General features: G+C 65.5%; 17 protein-coding genes. 13 read left to right on the forward strand and 4 right to left on the reverse strand.

Annotation, left to right across the window (positions count from 1 at the left end; all coding sequences use genetic code 11):
• The first annotated feature begins 85 nt into the window (after positions 1 to 85).
• The 7 genes from SPHME3_RS0119230 to SPHME3_RS0119260 all read left to right on the forward strand — a co-directional run bounded on the left by SPHME3_RS0119230 (position 86) and on the right by SPHME3_RS0119260 (position 4872).
• Positions 86 to 355: an HU family DNA-binding protein gene (locus tag SPHME3_RS0119230; RefSeq protein ID WP_018251265.1), complete on the forward strand. Its 270-nt coding sequence runs from the start codon at positions 86 to 88 to the stop codon at positions 353 to 355.
• Between the two features lie 150 nt (positions 356 to 505).
• Positions 506 to 1225, forward strand: a complete 720-nt coding sequence (locus tag SPHME3_RS0119235; RefSeq protein ID WP_196801637.1) for a S1 family peptidase — start codon at positions 506 to 508, stop codon at positions 1223 to 1225.
• A gap of 59 nt (positions 1226 to 1284) precedes the next feature.
• A complete protein-coding gene (locus SPHME3_RS0119240; RefSeq protein WP_156021424.1) occupies positions 1285 to 1455 on the forward strand; it encodes a hypothetical protein in 171 nt (56 codons plus the stop codon).
• Position 1456: 1 nt separating this feature from the next.
• Positions 1457 to 2092, forward strand: coding sequence for a hypothetical protein (locus tag SPHME3_RS0119245; RefSeq protein WP_018251268.1), 636 nt, complete (start codon positions 1457 to 1459; stop codon positions 2090 to 2092).
• Between the two features lie 424 nt (positions 2093 to 2516).
• Positions 2517 to 2996 carry a YciE/YciF ferroxidase family protein gene (locus tag SPHME3_RS0119250; RefSeq protein WP_018251269.1) on the forward strand — a complete coding sequence of 160 codons (480 nt, stop codon included), beginning with the start codon at positions 2517 to 2519 and terminating at the stop codon, positions 2994 to 2996.
• A 68-nt stretch (positions 2997 to 3064) separates the two neighbouring features.
• Positions 3065 to 4051, forward strand: a complete 987-nt coding sequence (locus SPHME3_RS0119255; protein WP_030541330.1) for an aldo/keto reductase — start codon at positions 3065 to 3067, stop codon at positions 4049 to 4051.
• On the forward strand, positions 4048 to 4872 hold the full coding sequence (locus SPHME3_RS0119260) for an SDR family NAD(P)-dependent oxidoreductase (protein WP_018251271.1): 825 nt from the start codon (positions 4048 to 4050) through the stop codon (positions 4870 to 4872). The genes SPHME3_RS0119255 and SPHME3_RS0119260 overlap by 4 nt, the downstream gene beginning before the upstream one ends.
• Positions 4873 to 5019: 147 nt before the next feature.
• On the opposite strand, the gene SPHME3_RS20365 is transcribed toward SPHME3_RS0119260, so the two are convergent.
• The 4 genes from SPHME3_RS20365 to SPHME3_RS0119280 all read right to left on the reverse strand — a co-directional run bounded on the left by SPHME3_RS20365 (position 5020) and on the right by SPHME3_RS0119280 (position 9203).
• A complete protein-coding gene (locus SPHME3_RS20365; protein ID WP_018251272.1) occupies positions 5020 to 5715 on the reverse strand; it encodes a sigma-70 family RNA polymerase sigma factor in 696 nt (231 codons plus the stop codon).
• 144 nt (positions 5716 to 5859) lie between these two features.
• Positions 5860 to 7458, reverse strand: a complete 1599-nt coding sequence (locus tag SPHME3_RS0119270; RefSeq protein ID WP_018251273.1) for an ABC1 kinase family protein — start codon at positions 7456 to 7458, stop codon at positions 5860 to 5862.
• Entirely contained in the window at positions 7458 to 8096 is a 639-nt protein-coding gene (locus SPHME3_RS0119275) for a TetR/AcrR family transcriptional regulator (RefSeq protein ID WP_018251274.1), read from the reverse strand. The genes SPHME3_RS0119270 and SPHME3_RS0119275 overlap by 1 nt, the downstream gene beginning before the upstream one ends.
• A 162-nt stretch (positions 8097 to 8258) precedes the next feature.
• Complete coding sequence (locus tag SPHME3_RS0119280) at positions 8259 to 9203, reverse strand: MlaD family protein (RefSeq protein ID WP_018251275.1); 945 nt, start codon at positions 9201 to 9203, stop codon at positions 8259 to 8261.
• Between the two features lie 240 nt (positions 9204 to 9443).
• Between SPHME3_RS0119280 and SPHME3_RS21790 the strand changes: the two genes are divergently transcribed.
• From SPHME3_RS21790 to SPHME3_RS0119310, 6 genes are all read left to right on the forward strand, one after another.
• A complete protein-coding gene (locus tag SPHME3_RS21790) occupies positions 9444 to 9707 on the forward strand; it encodes a PaaI family thioesterase (RefSeq protein WP_350027542.1) in 264 nt (87 codons plus the stop codon).
• Positions 9704 to 10108 carry a PaaI family thioesterase gene (locus tag SPHME3_RS20515; protein ID WP_018251277.1) on the forward strand — a complete coding sequence of 135 codons (405 nt, stop codon included), beginning with the start codon at positions 9704 to 9706 and terminating at the stop codon, positions 10106 to 10108. The genes SPHME3_RS21790 and SPHME3_RS20515 overlap by 4 nt, the downstream gene beginning before the upstream one ends.
• A 33-nt stretch (positions 10109 to 10141) precedes the next feature.
• Positions 10142 to 11380 (forward strand): HlyD family secretion protein, encoded by a 1239-nt coding sequence (locus tag SPHME3_RS0119295; protein WP_018251278.1) that lies wholly within the window; start codon positions 10142 to 10144, stop codon positions 11378 to 11380.
• Positions 11380 to 12906: a DHA2 family efflux MFS transporter permease subunit gene (locus tag SPHME3_RS0119300; protein ID WP_018251279.1), complete on the forward strand. Its 1527-nt coding sequence runs from the start codon at positions 11380 to 11382 to the stop codon at positions 12904 to 12906. The genes SPHME3_RS0119295 and SPHME3_RS0119300 overlap by 1 nt, the downstream gene beginning before the upstream one ends.
• Complete coding sequence (locus SPHME3_RS0119305) at positions 12906 to 14333, forward strand: efflux transporter outer membrane subunit (protein ID WP_030541334.1); 1428 nt, start codon at positions 12906 to 12908, stop codon at positions 14331 to 14333. Before SPHME3_RS0119300 ends, SPHME3_RS0119305 begins: the two co-directional genes overlap by 1 nt.
• 100 nt (positions 14334 to 14433) lie before the next feature.
• The gene (locus SPHME3_RS0119310; RefSeq protein WP_018251281.1) at positions 14434 to 14865 is read left to right on the forward strand and encodes a MarR family winged helix-turn-helix transcriptional regulator; all 432 of its coding nucleotides are present in this window, start codon (positions 14434 to 14436) and stop codon (positions 14863 to 14865) included.
• Positions 14866 to 14899: the final 34 nt, after the last annotated feature.

Genomic DNA, 14899 nt, shown 5'->3' on the forward strand with positions numbered 1-14899 from the left:
ACGGCGATCCCGTTCAGCGACGGTTTGCCGCGGATGGCTTCGCCGCTATGACATCGGCTCGGCAAACAGGGGGGAAGCGGACAGCATGAACACCAAGGATCTCGCCAAGCAGGTCGCCGACCACCTCGGCACGACGGAGAAGCAGACGCGCGACCTGCTCGACGCGGTGCTGAACGCGATCAGCCAGGCCGCCGCGGCGGGTGACGAGATCAACCTGCCGGGCTTCGGCAAGTTCAAGGTGAAGAGCATGAGCGAGCGCAGCGGCCGCAACCCTGCGACCGGCGAGCCGATCACAATCGCCGCGTCGAAGAAGCTCACGTTCGCGCCGGCCAAAGCCCTCAAGGATCGGCTCTGAGCGTTAGTGGCCGCGCGTAACCGAAGGCCGGCTCCGAAACCGGCCAATTTGAAGGAGGCGCTCGAGCGCGTGCCTTGGGCGTCGCGCGGGCGGGAGACGCCGATCTCCCGCCTCGCACGATCGATCGTACCCGTCGGCAACAAGGCGGGCGTGCCGAAGGGCGACCTCGCGCTCCATATCGCGATCCAGGATCCCGCCCATGAGGACTGGGTCATGGACATTCAGGGTACCGCCTTTCAGGTTGGGCGCGGCAAGCTCTACACCTGCTGGCACGTCGTGGAAGCGCTCCGCTTGAAGGAGCATGAAGCGTACCTCTGGGCGAACAGCCGGCTGAACGGCGTAGAGGCGCAACGGCCGTACCCGTTCGCGGCCGTCATGCGCTACTATGACCAACGGTTCGAGAACGGCGGACCGGGGATCGACGCCGGCATCCTGATCTGTCCTGCGACCGAGAGCGAGGAGGCGCCCTACGACGTGCCGCCGGTGGCCTGGGGAGACTCGACCAAGGTTGGAATCGGCGACCGGGTGCTGATCGGCGGCTTCCCGCTCGGCAAGGCGATGTTTTTCTCCAACGCGACCAACCGCGGGCTGGTCCAGCCGTCCTTTTTCGAAGGGATCATCAGCGCGGTGATCCCGGCCATACAGCGCGGTGAGACGCGACTGTTCCAGATCAGCTCGGTGGCGCTCGGCGGCATCAGCGGCGGCGTGGTGTGTGACGCGAAGACGGGTGCTGTGCTCGGCATGGTGACGAGCGGGCTCACCGTGGGCGAGATCAGCCTGCCGATCACCTACGCAATTCCCAGCGAGGTGCTCCGGCCCTTTGCCGATGCAATCAGCTTCGACGTCGGCGACGGGGAACGATGGCGCTAGTCGGACCGGTGCCATGGACGCCGCTTGCGCGGCGGGAATGGGAGGCGCATATCACTGTCATGGCGACCCGGTCCGATACGATCACCACTAAGAGCAGCAAGCCGGGCGTGCTCGGGCGCAGCGCAGCGACGGGCCGTTACGTTCTGGCGCCTGTGGCGACCAAGAAGGCGACCGTCTCCGACCAGCGTATCGCCGCGGCAGTGAAGAGCGTTCTGGCCAAGAAGAAGTAGCTTGCCGGCTGTCCAGACGTCGACGGACGACGTCTTCATTAATTGCCCGTTCGACGATGCCTTCGCGCCGACGTTCCGGGCACTGATCTTTGCGATCCTCGTCTGCGGCTTTCGCCCGCGCTCGGCGCGCGAGCTGGATGACGGTGGCCAAACCCGGATCGACAAGATCTTCGCGCTGATCGAGCAGTGCCGCTACGGCATCCATGACCTGTCACGCACCGAGCTGGACGCGGTCAACAACCTGCCGCGCTTCAACATGCCGTTGGAACTCGGGCTGTTCCTTGGCGCCAAGCGCTACGGCGGCAAACATCAGAAGGCCAAGCGTGTCCTGATCCTCGACGTGGAGCAGTTCCGCTACCAGCGTTTCATCTCAGATCTGGCCGGTATGGACATCCATGAGCATGGCGGCGACCCGGGTCGTGCGCTCCGCGAGGCGCGTGATTGGCTCGCCAACGTGTCACGCCGCGAGCTGCCCAGCGCCGACCGCGTGCAGCGCGTCTATGAGGCGTTTCTAGCCGACTTGCCCGATCTGGCGGCCGTGCTAGAGTTCGATCCGGATCGGATCCCGTATGTCGACTTCGAGCGGATCGTCGGCCGCTGGCTGATCGAAGCGCCGGCCGCGATCGGGGCGGCGTAAGACACATCAAAAGCCGTTACGCTCCCGGTCCGATAACATAGATTATGTTAAGCATCTGAGCGATATTTTCCGCGGGCTCCCGTCACTGCAGCGCCTCCGTCCAATCACTTCAGCCTGGAGCCACCGTCAGCATGCTCCTGTCGGGAAGGCTCTCAAGAAGGTCCGCTTCGGCTCGGTTCGGACCGCTTACGACGCTATTCACGCCTGCAACGCCGGTCCGAGCTTCCCGCATGCCTGCCCTGCCGCGCTGGTTCACGCAGCCCGCTCCTGCAAGCCGCAGGAGGTGCAGGCCGGGAGGTCGGCCATGAGCTCCAAACATTGATTGCGCTCTGATCGAGGAAGGACCGACGGAACAGAACGGAGCGACGAGATTAGAATCCCTCACCGTGCCTGAACGAGGCACGGCAGGACGAGGACGAACCTGATGAACGAGAACAACCTGAAGAAGCTGGTCGCGCAAGGATTGTCCGCGATGCGGGCCGGCAGCGACGTCGCCGCCAAGGCGACCGACGAGATCAACAACGACGCGCGCCACCCGGCGCTGCGATCCGCGCTCGAAGAGGGCAACCGGACTTCCCGCCAATGGGCGGACCGCATCCGTCGCGCCGCCGAGCAGGCGGGCCCGGCCGATCAGCAGGACAACCCTGTGCTCGAAGCGCATTACGAGGTGAGCCGCAGGATCCGCGAAGCGGCACCGGACGATGCCTCACGCGACCTCGGCATCATCGCCAGCGGGCAGCTCGCGCTTCATTACTGGATCGCTTCGTTCGGGACCATGGCCAATTACTGCCGGCAGACCGGCATGGACGATGCGGCGCGCGACATGAAGGCGTGCGCGGACGAGGCCAAGCAGGCCGACGAAAAGCACAGCCAGCTCGCCGAGCAGTTGCTGTCTGAAGGCTGAACCGGTGCCGGCCCGCCTTGCTACCGACGACTGGCCAACCGGCATGATCTTACAACAGGAGATAATTGGTGCTTGAGCAACGAAAGCTGGGCGACGGGCTGCGCGTATCTGCGCTGGGCCTCGGTTGCATGGGCATGTCCGAATTCTATGGGCAGGCCGACGAAGCCGAGGCGGTCGCGACCATTCAGCGCGCGATCGATCTCGGCGTGACGTTTCTGGACACCGCCGACATGTACGGGGTAGGCCGTAACGAGGAGTTGGTCGGGCGTGCGATCCGCGATCGCCGCGACGCGGTGGTTCTCGCCACCAAGTTCGGCAACGTTCGCGGCGAGGACGGCACCTTCAAGGGCGTGTGCGGGCGCCCGGATTACGTCCGCTCCGCCTGCGAGGCGAGCCTGCGACGGCTCGGCGTCGAGACGATCGACCTCTACTATCAGCACCGCGTCGACCCCGACACGCCGATCGAGGACACGGTGGGCGCGATGGCCGGGCTGGTCCGCGAGGGCAAGGTGCGCCACCTCGGCCTCTCCGAAGCGGCGCCCGCCACGGTCAGGCGCGCGCACGCCGTGCATCCGATCGCGGCGCTGCAGACCGAATATTCGCTGTGGAGCCGCGATCCCGAGGGCGAGATCCTCGACACGGTGCGCGAGCTCGGCATCGGCTTCGTGCCGTACAGCCCGCTCGGCCGCGGTTTCCTGACCGGCGCGATCCGGCGGGTGGAGGATCTCGCGCCTGACGACTATCGCCGGCACAGCCCCCGCTTCCAGGGCGAGAACTTCCAGCGCAATCTCGATCTCGTCGCGGCGGTCGAGGCGATGTCGCGGGAGAAGGGCTGCACCCCTTCCCAGCTGGCGCTCGCCTGGGTGCTGGCGCAGGGCGAAGACATCGTGCCGATCCCGGGCACCAAGCGCCGCGGCTACCTGGAGGAGAATGTCGGCGCGCTCGACGTGACGCTCACCCGAGGCGAACTGGAGCGGCTCGACCGCGCGGCGCCGAAGGGGGCAACGGCGGGCGAGCGCTACGCCGCGCCGCAGATGCAGGCGCTGAACCGATGAGCGGGAGCGACGGACACGGCCTTGCCGGCCGCGTCGCGATCGTGACGGGCGGCGGTCGCGGGCTGGGCCGCGCGATGACGCTCGGGCTGGCGCAGGCCGGCGTGCGGGTCGTCGCCACCGCCGCGCGCGAACTCGCCGAGGTCGAAGCGGTCGCACGGGAGGCAGAGCGGGCATGCGGCGACGATCGGGTGCGGCCGCTGCTCGCCGACGTGACGCGGGTGGAGGATTGTGCCGCAGTCGTGCGCGCGGCGCTCGTGCGCTTCGGCCGGCTCGACATCCTGGTCAACAATGCCGGGCGCGGCATGAAGTATGTGAGCGACACCTTCCTGACAGAACCGACCCGGTTTTGGGAGGTCGCCCCCGACACTTGGCGCATGGTGACCGACACCAACGTCAACGGCCCGTTCCTGATGGCGCGCGCCGCCGTCCCCGCCATGCTGGAGGCGGGATGGGGCCGAATCGTCAACATCTCGATGAACCGCGAGACGATGCGACGGCGCGGCTTCTCGCCCTACGGCCCGTCCAAGGCGGCGCTGGAATCGGAGACCGCGATCTGGGCGCAGGACCTTGCGGACAGCGGCATCACGGTGAACGCGCTCCTGCCGGGGGGCGCGACGCTGACCGGCATGATTCCCGAAGGACTGCCGGATAGTGCACGCGACGGACTGCTGTCGCCCGAGATCGTGGTGCCGCCCTTGCTCTGGCTCTGCTCTGACGCTGCCGCGGCGGTGACGGGTAAGCGCCTGGATGCCCGGCGGTGGATGGGAGAGCAGCCCGGAAGTCAGCGCACAACTGACACGCTGGAGGATGTAGGCTGTTAGGGCAGACCACAGGACATATCCGCTCGGCCAGCCGTGGTCTCTTCGTCCTTTTGTGCGATATCCCTAGCGACAGGTCTTCTGCTAACCGAGACGGTAAAGGACCTGAAATTGGCCGCACGAAGCCGGGATCAAGAGATCCCGGCCCACTCAGCCTACCAAACAGCGGTCGGCCGCACGCTTCGTCCGCCAGCTTTGCAGCAGCTCGATCTGTCTCTCGTGCACCTCGTCGATAACTGGTGGCTCGGCCTGACAGGTTGCACCGGCCGCCACGACCTGAGATTCCGTTTTGTATCCCTTATCGCTGTTCATGTGATCTAGGAGTGCGCGCAGCATCTGCCGCCCTCTTACCACGCGGCTCTTGATTGTGCCGACGGGAACCTGCTCGATTGTGGCTGTCTCCTCATAGCTCAATCCCTCGATCCCGATGAAATTGATGCACCGCTGCTGCTCAGGCGTCAGGCGCGGCCATAGACGGCGAACATCGCTCAGCGTCACAACGGATTCCTGGTTCGACGCCACCGGAATGTCGGCGAGTTCGGCGGTCTCGCTAACTTGTACCGTGCCTCGACGGCGTACCTGCGAAAGAAATGAGTTGCGAAGGATCCGGAAGGTCCACGCCTTCATATTTGTACCGGCTTCGAAGGATGCGCGGCTGCGCCAGGCTTTCAGCACGGTTTCCTGAACAAGGTCCTGTGCAGTATCGGGATTCCTGGCCAGCGATCGCGCATAGCGCGCCAGACTAGGCATAAGCGCGCTGAGCTCGGCACCGAAGTCCGACCAGCCCTCAGATGGCAGATGCGGCTCGTCAACCGTTTGTTCGGACACGCGGAACCCCTCGCTCAATCGAACCGGTCAGCTGCTTTGGTACCAACCGGTTTACTTTCGGAAAACGCCAAGCCGATTGGTTCGTTCCGCTCGTCGGAGATGAAATATCAGTAGCGAAACAATCGCGCGCGACTGGGTACATGAAAGGCTGACAACAAGAGGTCAGCGCCGCTGCCTGTTCGCGTACCAAGCGCAGCCGGCAAGGAGTATCGCAGAAGCCATCAGGATTGCTCCAACAACATCATGGTCGTGCTGGAGGATCGCGCCGGCGACCAGCAGGCCGGCGGACAGGACGTTGGGATCTGCGCCCCGGGGCAATGCCGGTGGTGAGGAGACGGCACCTTTCTGCAACTCGATCGGCAGCGCACCCGACCGCGCAACCCGCTCGGCGAAGGCCACCAGCTCGGGCGAGGCGGCGGCCAGACGGCCAAGGCTTGTCGCCAGCCGGCGTCCGCCACGCTTGAGGCCGGCCGGGCCGATCCGCTCCCGCAGCAGTTCGCGCGCGATCGGTGCGGCGCGCGCGGTGATGTCAAAGCCGGGATCGAGCCGTCGCACGAACCCTTCGGCGATCAGCAAGGTGCGCAGCAGCAGGGCGAGGTCCGGCGGCAGCGCCAGACGATAGGTTCGAAGCAGCGCGAACACGCGGCCGAAGATGTCGGCGAGCTCGATCTGCTGGAGTACCGCCCCGCGGAACTGGCCGATCAGCGCGTCGAGGTCGCGGGTCAGCGCCTGGCGATCGACATCGGTCTCGCCCGACCATTGCAGCAGTACGTCCGTCACCGATCGTGTGTCCTCACCCGCGATGGCAAGGACGAGCGTGACAACCTCGTTCCGCCGGGCGGGACTGAGCACGCCGACCGCCCCGAAGTCGATGAACGCCAACGACCCGTCGGCCAGAACAAAGACGTTGCCGGGATGGGGGTCCGCGTGGAACCGACCGTTGAAGATGATCATCCGCAGCACCGCATCGGCATATCTGCCGGCGACGTCAGCACCGCCCTCACCCGCCACGTCAAGAACCTCGCGGACGGGCATGCCGTCAAGCCGCTCCTGCACGTTGATCCGGCGGCCGACCTGATCCCAGTAGAAGGCCGGCGTCCGGACGCCGAGCGGCTGCAGGAACGCGCCGATGCTCTCGCAGGCTGCCGCTTCTGCGCTGAGGTCCATTTCCTGCGACAAGCTCTCCGCGAAAAACCGCAGCAGTTCGTCGGGCTTGAGGCGGCGGATCTCCGGTGAGTGCCGGGCCGCGAGCCGCGCGATGCGGCGGAGCAGCCGTAGGTCGGCATCGACGCGTTCCGCGATCCCCGGCCGGCGTACCTTGACCACGACCTCGGTCCCGTCGCGCAAGGTTGCAGCATGAACCTGCGCAATCGACGCCGCCGCGATCGGCTCGCGGTTGAAGTTCGCGAACACATCAGCGATCGGGGAGCCGAGCGCGGCCAGGATCGTCGGCTCCAGCGCCTCGAACGGCAGCGGGGTCACGCGATCCTGCAGCGTCGACAGCGCCCGCACCCATTCCGGCCCGAGCAGGTCTTCGCGGGTGGCGAGCACCTGCCCCAGCTTGACCGCGACAGGTCCAAGGTCTCGCAGCAGCGCGACGACCCGCTCGGGCGTACCGAGGTCTACCGGCTGCTCTGAGCGACCGGGCAGCAGGCCCAGGCGCGAGGCGAGCCCGTTCAGCCCATGGCGCCCCATGATCTGGATGAGCTCGGCCAGCCGCGCGCGCTCACCGATTTGAGACTCGTCGTCGGTGGTGGGCATCACGCGCTGCAACCATCCTCCTGCCGCGGGCGGCAGCCATCGAGGAACAGGTCGATGCCGCGCGAAATGCGATCCCGCGCTGCCTCGTCGTATGCTGGAGGAGACAGCCCCAGCGCTGCGCGGCGCATGGGTGCGACCACGACGAGCGTGACGAACTGCTCGGCAGCGAACACGGGGTCCGCCAGCGACAGTTCTCCCTTCGCATCGGCGTGGGCGAGGATCGACGCCACCCATTGGACGGCCCGCTGGTAACCGAAGTCATGGATGTTCGCCGCTAGCGCGGGAAAGCGCACGGCTTGCGCGATGACGACGCGTTCCATGGACGCGATCCGGGGCGTCAGGAGCCACTCGAGCAACCGATCTGCGATCACGCCAAGTCGCGATCCAATGTCGGGTTCGTCGCTGCCCGACGGTTCGAGCGCCCGCAGCTGCGTGTCGATCTCGTCGAGAATGACCGCCTCGAACACACGCGCCTTGCTGCCAAAGCGCGCGTACAGGGTCCGCTTGGAAATGCGCGCCTGTTCGGCGATCATGTCGGCACTGGCGCCGTCGAACCCGTGTTCGAAAAACAGCTCGCGAGCGCTCTTGAGGATGTGCGAGGTCAGGCGGAGCGCATCCTCAGTGGTCGGTCTGCCCATTTTCCTCGGACGCCGACGTTTCTTTTCGTCATCGCTCAATCTCGTTCTCCTGGATCGAGAGTAGCGCGATCCGGACCGGTTGGCGAGAAATCAAACGGAGACGGTCGGTTGCTCACCCGCCAGCGAGATCTCAGCCAATGGCTGTCCTTGTATCGCGGCCGATCACTGCCGTGGCCTCGGCTTGTAGATGGGAAGGGACGGAGCCCCCACGCCCAGTCCCTCCTGATCGATGCGAACGGCCGCATCCCTGACAGCACCGACCTTGTTCCTCGCTGAACGAACCGTTTCACGCAGTTGGGCCTGTTTGGCGGCCGTGCCGCGTATCGTGGGTCGAATAGCCTCTAGCCGAGCCGTGAATCGATCGGCACCGTCTCGGGCTCTCAACAATGTTCGGTTCGCTCTCGCGAGGACGGTCGCGCGGCGTTCGTCCGCTGCCGCTCTCAGTTGTTGGGCGCTGTCGCCGGATCGCTGCAAGGCGTCTCCCACGGCAATCACGCGGCCGCGCGCACCGGTGAGAGCATCGGACGCTGCTCCGGCTTTGTCAGCCCAACCAGCGGAACTCTCCGCGAGCGCCGCCAGCCGATCGCTGGCCCGCTGCTGCTGAGCGGCGTCGAGGTTGCGCGAGACAGAGTCCACGGTGCGGCTGATCTTCTCGACCAGTGCGACGGGGTCCCCTCCGCCGCCAAGGAGCCCGCCTTCCTTGGTGGGGATGACGGGAAGCTCCCCGTCGTTCGCCGCAACGATCGGGGGCGCGCCAGAGGTTGCACCGTCGAGGCTGATGTTCGCGGTGCCGGCCAGTGCCGATCTTGCGATCGACGCTTTCACGCCTGCGACGATGGGGATCCGCGGTTCAAGGCTGACGGTGACGAGAACCGCTGACGGGTCCTCCTTGTCGAACCGTATCGACGTGACGTGACCGGCCGGTACGCCCGAGAAGGTCACCGGCGACCCCTTCTCCAGACCGGCAACGCTTCCGGTAAAGCGGATCAGATAAGGGTTTCCGTCTTCATTGCGTGCATCAAACAGCCAAAGGGTAAAGACGAGGAGCGTACCCAACAGAAGGCTGGTGACCGCGAGCACAAGGAATTTATTCGACCGCGTTTCCATGAGAGACCATAACCATTAGGAAGCCGGACCAAATTTGTAAACCGTACCGTTTCCAAGGTGGCAAGGCCTGATCAGGACGAGGATGGAATCGTGGCTGGAGACTGGAGCCTGCAACCAGGCGACATACCGTGGGGCAACAGGCTTGGCCTGGAGTTGGTTTCGATCGGCGATGGCCTCAGCTCGCTACGTGTCGGTTGGCGTGAGGAGCTGGCCGACGAGGACGAGACTTTAGCAACGGGCGTGTTGACGAGCCTTATCGATCAGGCCTGCGGCGTTGCCGTAATGTCCCGACTGGGAAGGCGATTGGCAATCTCGACCCTCAACCTGAAGGTGGACCATGTGCGGTCCCCCGAGGCGAGATGCTCCGCGACAGCGTGGGCGCATTGTTACGACGCTACCGAGCGCCGTGCGTTCGTACGGACCGAAGTCTGGGATACCGATCCTTCTCACCTGATCGCGACTGCCCAAGGCGTCTTTTCGATCAATCGGGCTGTCGGGCCATGACCGGCTTCGCGCAGCTGCTAGGCTCCATGATTTCAGAGAGCGGTGACGCCTTTGTTTTGACGCCAGTGGAGTACATGATCGGCAGCCCTCTCCTTCCCGCCTTGCATGGCGGAGCTGTGGCATCCTTTCTCGAAGTGGCAGCGAAGCGTGCCCTTGCACGCAAACTTCCGCCCGGGCACTTCCCGAAGCTCATCAGCGTGAACCTCCAGTTCCTTGCCTCTGCTCGGCTGGATGCACTTGTCACGACGCCGAAGGTCAGGCGTGTCGGACGTCGGATCGCAGTCGTTCACGCCGAAGCATTCCGCCGCGAAGATCCAGCGGCTGTTTGTTTCGCGCAGCTTGAGTTTGCTGTGCACGAGCCCATCAGAGTGGGTGGCAGTGCCGATCGCCACATACTATGATACGGTCCGGTTTACATACGTTAGGGTTGCTGAGTGGCTGACGAGCATGCTGAAGATCGAGGCGGCGATGCGCCGCATGACGACCGGAATGCGCATTCCCAGCCAGAAGCTAGGTCGAAGGACGGTGTCGAGGAGAACGACGGCGTAAAGAAGCCCTCGCTTCTCGAGCGCTATCCGATCATCCGCTACGTCCTCATCGCCGCGCTCGTTGCGGGCATCGTCGCGGCGGTCGTCTGGTACATGAACTACCGCGCGAGCGGCCAATACCTGCAGTCGACCAACAACGCCTATGTGCGCGCGGACTTCGTGACCGTTTCACCGAAGGTGGGCGGCTATGTCGAGCGTGTCCTCGTCGCCGACAACCAGCCTGTCCGCCGCGGCCAGCTGCTCGCCGTCCTCGATCCTCGTGACTACCGCGCCAATGTCGAACAGGCGCAAGCTCAGATTGCCGCGGCCGGCGCCAACATCACGACCGCGCGCCGGACGCTTGACGAGCAGCAGGCCACTGTCGCTCAGGCCGCCGCCCAGGTTGCGAGCGCCGAGGCTGCCGCGGCAGCGGCAGAAAACGAGGTAAGACGTTACGAACCGCTCACTCGGACAGGGGCGGAATCGCGCGAGCGCCTCGCCAACCTCGTCCTGCAGCGTGATCGAGCCGCCGCGGAGCTGCGCGCGCAGCGCGCCGCCTACCTCGCCGCCCGTCGCAGTGTCGCCACACAAGCGGCTCGCATCGGCCAGGCGGAGGCGCAGCGCGGCACCGCGCAGGCGCAGCTTGCGCGCGCCTCGACGGACCTCGGCGCCGTCGAGATCCGCAGCAGCATCGACGGCGTTGTTGCCGACAAGGCGGTCCGGGCCGGGCAATATGTCCAGCCTGCGACCCGGCTGATGTCGGTGGTGCCGGTTGATCAACTCTACATCGAGGCCAATTTCAAGGAGACCCAGGTCGCGCTGATGCGCGTCGGGCAACCCGTGACCATCAAGGTGGATGCACTGGACGGCGCCGAACTGCGCGGCCGGGTTGCGAGCTTCTCGCCAGGCACGGGCGCGCAGTTCTCGCTCATCCCGCCCGAGAACGCGACCGGGAACTTTACCAAGATCGTTCAGCGAGTGCCCGTGCGGATCAGCATTGAAGCGGGGCCGGAGGCGCGCCGGGTGTTGCGTCCCGGCCTGTCGGTCGAGGTTACGGTCGACACGATCAGCGCAAAAGGAAGTCGTGACCGGATCGAACAGGAAACCGAGCGGCTTAAGCACGACGAGACGCAGGGCGGGCGCTGATGGCGGCCGAACGCGCCGGCCTGCGCGACTGGCTCGCCGTCGCAGCGGGCACGATCGGGTCGTTCATGGCGCTGCTCGACATCTCGATCGTCAATGCGGCCTTGCCCACCATCCAGGGCGAGATCGGCGCGAGCGGAACGGAGGGCACCTGGGTCGCGACCGCCTATCTCGTGGCGGAAATCGTCATGATCCCGCTTAGCCCCTTCCTCGTGCGTCTGTTCGGTCTGCGCAACTTCCTTCTGGGTGCGGCGATCAGCTTCACCGGCTTCTCGATCATGTGCGGCATCTCGACGACGTTGCCGATGATGATCGCCGGGCGTGTAGGGCAAGGCTTCACCGGCGGTGCGCTGATCCCGACCGCGATGACCATCATCGCGACACGGCTGCCGCCATCGCAACAGCCGATCGGCACCGCCGCGTTCGGCGGCACCGCGATCCTCGGTCCGGTGCTCGGGCCGATCATCGGCGGCTGGCTCACCGACAATTACAGCTGGCACTACGCCTTCTTCCTGAACGTGCCGGTTTGTGCCGGGCTCGTCCTGCTCCTGCTGTTCGGGCTCAAGCATGAGCGTCTGCGGCTCGACCAGCTGCGCCATGCCGACTGGTTCGGGATCGCAGGGCTCGCAATCGGCCTGGGTGCGCTCACCGTCATGCTCGAGGAGGGGCAGCGCGAGATGTGGTTCGAATCCGCCATGATCGTGAAACTCGCGATCGCCACGGTCTTCGGCTTCGCGCTCATCACGATCGGACAGGTCCGCTCCGCGCATCCGGTGCTCAAGCTGTCACTGATCTTCAGCCGCTCCTTCGGCAGCGTATTCGTCCTCAGCCTCATCATCGGCGTCGTGCTCTACGGGGTCACCTTCCTCATCCCCCAGTTTCTCTCGTCGATGGCGGATTACAGCGCGCTGCAATCGGGCAAGGTGGTCTTCGTCTCCGGCATCCCCGCCCTGATGCTGATGCCGTTCCTGCCGCTCGCGTTCAAATATCTCGACGTCCGGCTGGCGGTCTTTGTCGGCATGACGCTGATCGGCGTCAGCTGCGCGATGGACTGGCATCTCACCGCGCGGTCGGCCGGTGGGGACCTGACGAACTCTCAGCTCGTGCGCGGCTTTGGGCAGATCTTCGCCATGATGTTCCTCAACCAGGCCGCGATCAGCGCCGTGGCGCCCGAAGACGCAGGCGATGCGTCCGCGCTGTTCAACGCGGGGCGAAACCTTGGCGGATCGATCGGCCTGGCGCTGATGGCGACCCTCCAGGACCGGCAGACCTTTCTGCATTTCAACCGGCTGGGCGAAACGGTGTCGGCCAACGCGGCGACCACGCAGGAATGGTTCGCTAAAGCCATGGTCATGCCGTCCGGCGAAGCCGGCGCGTATCGGCAGCTCGCCGGTCAACTTCTCGAACAGGCTACCGTCATGGCCTATAACGACCTGTTTTTTGCGCTGGGCGTCGCGATCGCGATCACGACGCCGCTGGCGCTGTTCCTCCGCCCGATCTCCTCCGACACGCAGATGGCGATGCACTGATGAAGCGACTTGGCTGGGCCATTCTCCCCGCACTCCTGACTGGATGCGTCGTCGGCCCCAACTATGGAGGCCCGCCGGGCGTTGCGAGCGGGGAGCGCGCCGGGTCGACATTTCGCCGCGCGGATCAGGCCGTCACGTCACCGCAGACCCCTGTCGCACGCTGGTGGGAAGGCATGGGCGACGCGCAGCTCACGATGCTGATCGACCGGGCGCTTGCCTCTAATCCGGACGTGGCGATCGCCGAGGCGCGCATCCGCAAGGCGCGCGCCAGCTTGCGCGAACAGCGCGCGAACCAGCTTCCCACCGTCTCGGGGTCAGGGACTGCGATCGTCGCCGATCTTCCCGCCGGCTCGCTCGCGCTGCCGACGCAAGGCGAGCAATCCGATCGTACCAGGGCCGAATTCTACAACGCCGGCCTGGACGCGTCTTGGGAGATCGATCTGTTCGGCGGCCGACGCCGTGCCGCCGAAGGTGCCGAAGCCCAGGCGCAGGCAGCCGAAGCCAATAGGGCCGATGCGCAGGTTCGTCTCTCGGCGGAGGTTGCCCAGAATTATGTGACCTTGCGCGAACTTCAGCAGCGTCTGATCCTGGCCCGCCGCTCCGCAGCGCTTCAGCAGCGATCACTCGCCCTGCTTCAACAGCGTGAGCAACGCGGTGCATCGTCGCGCGACGAGGTGGTTCGGCTCCAGACCGAGCTGACCCGCACGGAGGCCGGGCTGTTGCCGCTCGAAGGGCAGATCGCAACCACGCTCGACCAGCTTGCCCTGCTCACCGGCGACGAACCCGGTGCTCACGACGCCTTGCTGTCTTCCCCCGCGCCGATCCCGATGATCCCGAGGAATGTCGCGATCGGCGATCCGGCCGCCATGCTGCGACGCCGGCCGGACATTCGCGCAGCCGAGCGGCAGCTGGCGGCATCGAACGCGCAGATCGGTGTCAACGTCGCCCGGCAGTTCCCATCAGTCAGCATCATGGGTATCATTGGCCTCGGTGGTCCCAATATTGCCGATGTGATCGATCCTGACAGCGTCGCGGGCCTCCTCCTGCCGCGAATCAGCTGGAGCTTCCTCGACTTCGGCCGTAACCGTGCCCGGGTCGAGCAGGCGCGGGCCGACCGCGACGAGGCGGAAGCACAATACCGCAAGGCGGTTCTCGGCGCGCTGTCGGACGCGGAAAGCAGCCTGACCCGCTTCGGGAATCAGCGCCGGAACCTGTTTTCGTCTATCGAGAGCCGGCACGGCGCCAAGCAGTCAGCGACCTATGCCGGGCAGCGATACGCGCAGGGAGCGATACCGCTGACCACGTCCATCGATGCCGAACGCGCGGCGCTGGCTGCCGACCAGTCGGTGCTGGAAGCCACTGGCGAGCTTGATCGTGCCTTCGTTGCCCTTCAAAAGGCGATGGGACTTGGATGGAGCCAGCCGTGACGGTCTTCCAACTATGCGAGCGGAGGGCGCCGACCGCGTGACGGCTCCGCTTCTGCCGCCCCCTGCCCAGTATCTGCGTGATGACGCGATCAGGGGAGGAATGGACCTGATGTTCTTCGCCCACAGATCCCATCTGGCGCATGCCGACGCCGAACTGGCGACGCGTAACCTCGGGCGGGCGCATCACCGCGCCCTGTATTTCCTCGGCGGGTACCCGGAAATCTCTGTCAGCGAACTGCTGGACGTTCTTTGCGTCTCGAAGCAATCGCTTGGCAGGGTAATGCGGGATCTGATGGATCGCGGGCTCGTCTGCGGCCGTGTCGGGGAGCGCGATCGTCGTCAAAAGCTGCTTTCTTTGACCGATGAGGGGCGAGCGCTCGAAAACGCGCTTTTCGAGGATCTCAGGCGCAACATGGCGAACGCTTACCAAGCGGCAGGAGAAACAGCCGTCACGGGCTACTGGATCGTAATGCAGCAGCTCATGCGCGGCGAAGCACGGGAGCAATTCCGCCGGCTGCACTCCAGGCAGTGATCGCCGCAAACAAGTGCCGGACCAGGTCGAAGGG

Source organism: Sphingomonas melonis DAPP-PG 224 (assembly GCF_000379045.1).
GTDB classification, from domain to species: domain Bacteria; phylum Pseudomonadota; class Alphaproteobacteria; order Sphingomonadales; family Sphingomonadaceae; genus Sphingomonas; species Sphingomonas aquatilis.

What these genes read in the sequence shown, in the direction of transcription:
- SPHME3_RS0119230 (WP_018251265.1), top strand. Translation starts at nt 86, where the DNA reads ATGAACACCAAGGATCTCGCCAAGCAGGTCGCCGACCACCTCGGCACG.
- SPHME3_RS0119305 (WP_030541334.1), top strand. Translation starts at nt 12,906, where the DNA reads ATGAAGCGACTTGGCTGGGCCATTCTCCCCGCACTCCTGACTGGATGC.
- SPHME3_RS0119275 (WP_018251274.1), bottom strand. Translation starts at nt 8,096, where the DNA reads ATGGGCAGACCGACCACTGAGGATGCGCTCCGCCTGACCTCGCACATC.
- SPHME3_RS0119300 (WP_018251279.1), top strand. Translation starts at nt 11,380, where the DNA reads ATGGCGGCCGAACGCGCCGGCCTGCGCGACTGGCTCGCCGTCGCAGCG.
- SPHME3_RS0119270 (WP_018251273.1), bottom strand. Translation starts at nt 7,458, where the DNA reads ATGCCCACCACCGACGACGAGTCTCAAATCGGTGAGCGCGCGCGGCTG.
- SPHME3_RS0119310 (WP_018251281.1), top strand. Translation starts at nt 14,434, where the DNA reads ATGGACCTGATGTTCTTCGCCCACAGATCCCATCTGGCGCATGCCGAC.
- SPHME3_RS0119240 (WP_156021424.1), top strand. Translation starts at nt 1,285, where the DNA reads ATGGCGACCCGGTCCGATACGATCACCACTAAGAGCAGCAAGCCGGGC.
- SPHME3_RS0119250 (WP_018251269.1), top strand. Translation starts at nt 2,517, where the DNA reads ATGAACGAGAACAACCTGAAGAAGCTGGTCGCGCAAGGATTGTCCGCG.
- SPHME3_RS20515 (WP_018251277.1), top strand. Translation starts at nt 9,704, where the DNA reads ATGACCGGCTTCGCGCAGCTGCTAGGCTCCATGATTTCAGAGAGCGGT.
- SPHME3_RS0119260 (WP_018251271.1), top strand. Translation starts at nt 4,048, where the DNA reads ATGAGCGGGAGCGACGGACACGGCCTTGCCGGCCGCGTCGCGATCGTG.
- SPHME3_RS0119280 (WP_018251275.1), bottom strand. Translation starts at nt 9,203, where the DNA reads ATGGAAACGCGGTCGAATAAATTCCTTGTGCTCGCGGTCACCAGCCTT.